The sequence below is a fragment of the Pantoea sp. R102 genome (assembly GCF_004916815.1).
Lineage (GTDB): Bacteria > Pseudomonadota > Gammaproteobacteria > Enterobacterales > Enterobacteriaceae > Pantoea > Pantoea dispersa.
Genome location: NZ_SDFT01000080.1, coordinates 1 through 5,825 on the forward strand (window position 1 = coordinate 1; position 5,825 = coordinate 5,825).

A 5,825-nucleotide genomic window follows, 5' to 3' on the forward strand; every position below is an offset into this window, starting at 1 on the left:
AGCCTGAGCGCAGCGGCGCGCGCGCTGGATATTTCGCGCCCGATGGTCAGTCGCTATCTTGATGAAATGGAGAAGTGGGCAGGCGCACGCCTGCTGCACCGTTCTTCACGGCGGCTGACCATTACCCCGGCGGGTGAGCAGATTTTGCATAAGACACGCGCGCTGGCCCGGCTGGCCGACGAGATTGAGCAGCAGGGCGATGAGGGCAAACCGCAGGGCACGTTGCGCGTGGCCTGTGCACATTCAACCGCCACACACATTCTTGGACCGATGATTCCGGCGTTCCTCGCGCGTTACCCGGCGGTGCGTATTGAGCTGGAGATCAATAATCAGCCGGTTAGCCTGGTGGGTGAGCGCATCGATGTGGCCATTCGCATTACCGACGATCCGGAGCCCGGCGCGATTGCCCGCAGGCTGGGTGAATGTGCTTCGGTAGTCTGCGCTGCGCCGGCCTATTTAACGCAGCAGGGCGAACCGCAGACGCCAGCGGATCTGGCACAACATAATTGCCTGCACTACAGCCGCTTTGCCGGGCAGCGCTGGCAGTTTCACGATGCGCAAGGCGAGGCGGTTTCCGTGGTGGTGAGCGGCAATTTCAGCGCTGGTATTTCATCCGTGTTATGTGATGCCGCTATCGCCGGATGTGGGGTTGCCATGGTGCCGGCAATGGAGGCACAGGCTGCGCTGGCCAGCGGTCAGTTACGTTGCGTACTGCCTGGCTTTCAACCGCGCACCTTAGGCATTTATGGCCTGTATATGTCGCGCGAACGCCAGCCTGCGGTATTACGGCTATTTCTGGATGCGGTGATGCAGCAGTTGCGAAACCTCTGAATCATCACTGTGACAACGTCACTGGTGCCAGTCGCGCGCTGTATGTGTTACATAACACCGTTTCGACCACCAGAACCGTGGCGTGAAGCGACAAATCCACCGCACAACTGCTACTATGCGCCGCGCCGCGGCAGTTGAGCAGCGCGCCGGGTTCCACTTTCACTCATTTTTACCTGCTTAACGGCATGGGGTAGCACCGTAATGTTTCACGATTTAGGCATCATCAATCTCTGGACTTTCCTGGCGGGCGCGCTGGTGATCATTCTATTACCCGGACCCAACAGTCTGTATGTGCTGCGCACCGGGATGAGTCGTGGGGCAAAGCCGGCCTGTCAGGCGATAGCCGGGGTGATGGCGGGCGATTTGATTTTGATTTTTCTCGCCTGGGCGGGCGTCGCGACGCTGATCCGTACCAGTCCGCATATTTTTATGGTGGTGCGTTATCTTGGTGCCATGTTCCTGCTGTATCTCGGCGTGAAGATTATCATCGGCGCGCTGCGCAAACGCAGCGGCGATCAACCGGCTGAAGCGGTAAAACAGGAAAACTATTTCCTGCGTGCGCTGCTGCTTGGCGTAACCAATCCCAAGGCGATTCTGTTTTACGTTTCGTTCTTCATTCAGTTTATCGATCCGCGCGTAACCCATACCGCGCCGGCGTTTGCCACCCTGGGTGCGCTGATCCAGGTGATCAGTTTCAGCTACTATTCCCTGTTGCTGGTGGCTGGCGCGGTGATGGTGCGCTATCTGCGCAGCCGCACCCGCCTGGTCAAGCTGGCGAACATGTTGACCGGCATGCTGTTTTTTGGCTTCGCCGTGCGGTTAGTCAGCGCGCAAAGCTAACCCTTCTGACGCACGCCACGGCAGCAACGCCGCCTCCGCCGGCTGCACCCTAAAATGGCAACGCCATGATGCAGCGGTGCGCACAGTTTGTGCGTATTGCCTGCATCGGTATGGCTGCCGCATCCATAAGTATTCCATCTTGTATCCCAGACCGTATCCCATCTGGTCCGGCGCATAACGGCCGCGCACACCACACTATTCTGGCACGCAAACTGCACTCCTCCCGGTAGCCAATTAACCCGGGAGAACGATCATGTTTGATGCACTGCTGGATGAAGATGCCACCCAGCTGGCGGCGCGGGTGCGCGACGGCGAGGTTTCCGCGCGCGAGTTAACCCAGGCGACGCTGGATCGCCTGGAACAGCGGGAGCCGCTGATACAGGCGTTTTGTACGCTGACGCCGGAGCGGGCACTGGCACAGGCAGAGCAGATCGACCGCCGTCGTGCGCGCGGCGAGCCGCTGGGCGCAATGGCGGGTGTGCCGCTGGCGGTAAAAGATTTGATCTGTACCGCCGGTGTGCGAACCACGTCAGGATCGGCCGCCTACGCCGATTTTATTCCCGAAGAAGATGACATCACCGTTGAGCGCCTGCTGGCGGCGGATGCCATCCTGCTGGGCAAGACCACCGCGCCGGAATTTGGCTACAGCGGTGTCGGCCATAATCCCCTGTTTCCCTCACCGCGCAATCCCTGGGATGTGAGCAAAACGCCGGGCGGATCGAGCGCGGGTTCCGGCGCGGCGCTGGCGGCGCGGCTGTGTCCGATGGCGCTCGGCAGTGATGGCGGTGGCTCGGTACGTATCCCGGCAGCCCACTGCGGTGTCTATGGACTCAAGGCCTCGATGGGGCGGGTACCGCTGTGGCCGGGCTGCCGCGATGAGCGTTATCCCGGCGTTTCTAGCTGGGAATCGCTTGAACATATCGGTCCGATGACGCGTAGCGTGCGCGACAGCGCGCTGATGATGTCGGTGATGGCCGGTCCGGACATGCGCGATCGGCACTCCATCCCGTGCAGTGATGTTGACTGGCTGGGCAGTCTGCATCGGCCACTGCAGGGGTTGCGCATCGCTTTCAGCGCCGACTTTGGCTATATCGCCGTCGATGCGGAAGTGCGCGCCGTGGTCACCGCGGCCGCACGTCGTTTCGCTGCGGCGCTGGGCGCAGAGCTGGAGGAGGTGGATCCCGGCATCGCTGACGAAAGCGCCAGCTTTGCTGCGCTGGTGGCGTTCGAAAGCGATCTGAGCGGCATGCGCCAGATGCAGAGTGAGCTGGGTGCTGCGATGTCACCGCACCTGAGTGCCATGCTGCAGCGCGACTGGCACGCGGAGCATTTCACCGACGCCAATACCACGCGCAAAAAGCTCTGCAACCAGCTGTGGCGCTTTATGCAGCACTACGACCTGCTGCTGTCGCCGACGCTGGCGGTGCCGCCATTTGCGCTGCATATGCAGGGCCCGGAAGTCATTGATGGCCGCATGGTGCGCAGCGATCACTGGCTGTCGTTCTGCTTCCCGTTCAATTTTACCGGTCAGCCTGCCGCCTCGGTGCCTGCCGGCTTCACGGCCAGTGGTCTGCCGATCGGTATGCAAATTGTGGGTCGTCATCTGGACGATGGCCTGGTGCTGGCGGCCAGTGCCGCTTTTGAGCGCATCCAACCATGGAATCATCACTATCCTGCTGCTATTGGAGTTCTCCATGAGTAACAAATCTTCCCCTGCGCTGGAGCAGGAGTTCGAGCATGAGCCGGTGCCGCTTAGCCATCGCCACTCGACGGGTTCGGTGTCGGCGGTGTGGTTTGGCTTTCCGATGATCCTCACTAATGCGCTGTTCGGCGGCATTATCACCTGGCATCTTGGCTTCTGGCCGGCACTGCTGGCGATTTTGCTGGGTAACCTGGTGCTCTTTGCCTATGTCGGCGCACTTAGCTGGTTCGCCGGGCATACCGGTATGAACTTCGCGCTGCAGGCGAAGCGGACCTTTGGCACCAAAGGCTATATCCTGGTGTCCGGCTTTCTTTCTACCGTGGTGATAGGCTGGTACGCCTTCCAGACCGGCCTGACCGGGACGGTGATCAACCAGACTTTTGGCTGGAATGCGCTGGCGGTCACCGCGTTTGCCATGGTGCTGTATACTGGCGTCACCTTTCTTGGGGTGCGGGCGCTGTCGGTGCTGGGAATGATTGCCGCTCCGCTGTTTGTGGTGCTGGGGCTGGTGGCGCTGTGGCTGGTGAGCAAGGATCATGATTTCACCACGCTGACCCAGTGGCAGGGCAGTCCGGCAGCCGCTGGCGCCATGAGCATGGGCACGGCGGTCACCATGGTGATTGCCGGCTTTGCGGATTCCGGCACCATGACAGCGGATTTCACCCGCTGGTCGAAGGACGGTAAATCAGCGGTGATCGCCGCGTTTTCCGCGTTCCCGCTGGCGATTGTGATTTCCTATCTGTTTGGCGTGGTGATTGTCGCCGTCGGCGCGGCGGTTGATCCGCTCAGCAACGGCGGTAACTTCCTGCCGCTGCTGATGGGGCATGGCATGCTGCTCTCCGTTATTGCCTTTCTGTTTGTGTTTATCAACCTCGGTTCGGTGTGCACGCACTGCCTGTATAACGGCGCGGTCGGTTTCAGCCATCTGTTCAGCAGCAAAATGCGCCTGTGGACGCTGATCCTCGGGGCCATCGGTGGCGTGCTGGCGCTGGCCGGCGTGTGGTCCTGGTTCCTCGAATGGCTCAGCCTGCTCGGCATGGTGGTGCCGCCGTTTGGCGCAGTGATGATTGTTGACCTGATCTTTATGGCGAAAATCAGCGAACAGCGTCAAACCCGGCGCCTGCGCGGCAGCGCGTTCGCCGCCTGGGCCATCGGCAGTCTGTGTGCGGTGATGGCCCACCTCGAATTCCCGCAGTTTGGTGAAGCGGTTATCGGCCTGGTCACCGCGGCACTGAGCTATACGCTGATCGTTAAATGGAAACCGGAAAGCAGCACGGCGGTAATGGAGAAAAGCAATGCCTGATTATATCGTTAATTCAACCCCCTATCCGTGGCCGTTTGACGGCAACTGCACGGTGCAAAACACCGCGCTGCTGGTGATTGATATGCAAACCGACTTCTGCGGTAAGGGCGGTTATGTTGACACTATGGGTTACGACATCTCCCTGACACGCGCCCCCATCAAACCGCTGCAGCAGGTGTTAGCGCGCATGCGCGAATCCGGCTTCCCGATCATCCATACCCGTGAAGGCCATCGTCCGGACCTGAGCGATCTGCCGGCTAACAAGCGCTGGCGCTCGCGGCGCATGCAGGCGGAGATTGGTGCACCTGGGCCCTGTGGTCGCATTCTGGTGCGCGGTGAGCCAGGCTGGGAAATCATTCCCGAGCTGGCGCCGCTACCGGATGAAGTGATTATTGATAAACCCGGCAAGGGCTCTTTTTACGCCACCGACCTTGAGTTGATTCTGCACAGTCGCGGTATCCGCAACTTAATCATCAGCGGCATCACCACCGACGTTTGCGTGCATACCACACTGCGCGAAGCCAACGATCGCGGCTTTGAATGTCTGGTGCTGAGCGACTGCTGCGCGGCGACGGAGTTGAAGCATCATGAGGCGGCGCTCAGCATGATTCATATGCAGGGCGGTATTTTTGGCGCAGTGGCGGACTCGGCAACGCTGCTGGCCGCGCTGAACAGCCCGGCAGCGGCGCGGGTGAGCTAATCCGGCAACGGACGCGAATGGCGGGCTGGCCAGGCGTTGAGGTGCCGGGCCAGCCACAACCGCACACCAACCCTGCGCGGGCGTGATGATGCAGTCTGACCGGCCTCCGCCGGTCATGGCAAACTTCAGCCAACGTTGCCGGCAATCGTCAGATAGTCGGTATACATTTGCGGTGCGCCGGAGAACGAGGCCATGGTGCGCCATTCATCATACATACGCTCGCTCTCCTGATGGTTTTTCACAAACGTCAGCGATTTTTCAGTTGAGACGTCCATCGCCGGATGGAAGCTGTTGAGCGAGTCGAGGCTTTCGATCACCAGCATCACCGCATACTGCTCACTTCGATTACCGCCGGTGCCCTTCAGCATGTGAAACTTCCAGCCGGGATAATCAACGATACGCGCGGCATTCTGCGCGATGAATTGCTCAAATTCCTGCGGCTGCACGCC

Annotated in this window: 5 protein-coding genes and 1 pseudogene; 5 read left to right on the forward strand and 1 reads right to left on the reverse strand. The window is 60.3% G+C overall.

Annotated features, from left to right (window positions below):
- From ERD80_RS09750 to ERD80_RS09770, 5 genes are all read left to right on the forward strand, one after another.
- A partial coding sequence (locus ERD80_RS09750; protein ID WP_136546712.1) for a LysR substrate-binding domain-containing protein occupies nt 1-831 on the forward strand: 831 nt, incomplete at its 5' end.
- A 201-nt stretch (nt 832-1,032) separates the two neighbouring features.
- Nucleotides 1,033-1,671, forward strand: a complete 639-nt coding sequence (gene leuE / locus ERD80_RS09755) for a leucine efflux protein LeuE (RefSeq protein WP_058770263.1) — start codon at nt 1,033-1,035, stop codon at nt 1,669-1,671.
- 253 nt (nt 1,672-1,924) lie between these two features.
- Complete coding sequence (locus ERD80_RS09760) at nt 1,925-3,373, forward strand: amidase (RefSeq protein WP_136546714.1); 1,449 nt, start codon at nt 1,925-1,927, stop codon at nt 3,371-3,373.
- Complete coding sequence (locus ERD80_RS09765) at nt 3,366-4,676, forward strand: cytosine permease (RefSeq protein WP_136546716.1); 1,311 nt, start codon at nt 3,366-3,368, stop codon at nt 4,674-4,676. The genes ERD80_RS09760 and ERD80_RS09765 overlap by 8 nt, the downstream gene beginning before the upstream one ends.
- The gene (locus tag ERD80_RS09770; protein ID WP_058781540.1) at nt 4,669-5,376 is read left to right on the forward strand and encodes an isochorismatase family cysteine hydrolase; all 708 of its coding nucleotides are present in this window, start codon (nt 4,669-4,671) and stop codon (nt 5,374-5,376) included. Before ERD80_RS09765 ends, ERD80_RS09770 begins: the two co-directional genes overlap by 8 nt.
- A 125-nt stretch (nt 5,377-5,501) precedes the next feature.
- Here the strand turns inward: ERD80_RS09770 and ERD80_RS09775 are convergent.
- Nucleotides 5,502-5,825, reverse strand: a pseudogene (locus ERD80_RS09775) (hypothetical protein); the annotation flags it as partial.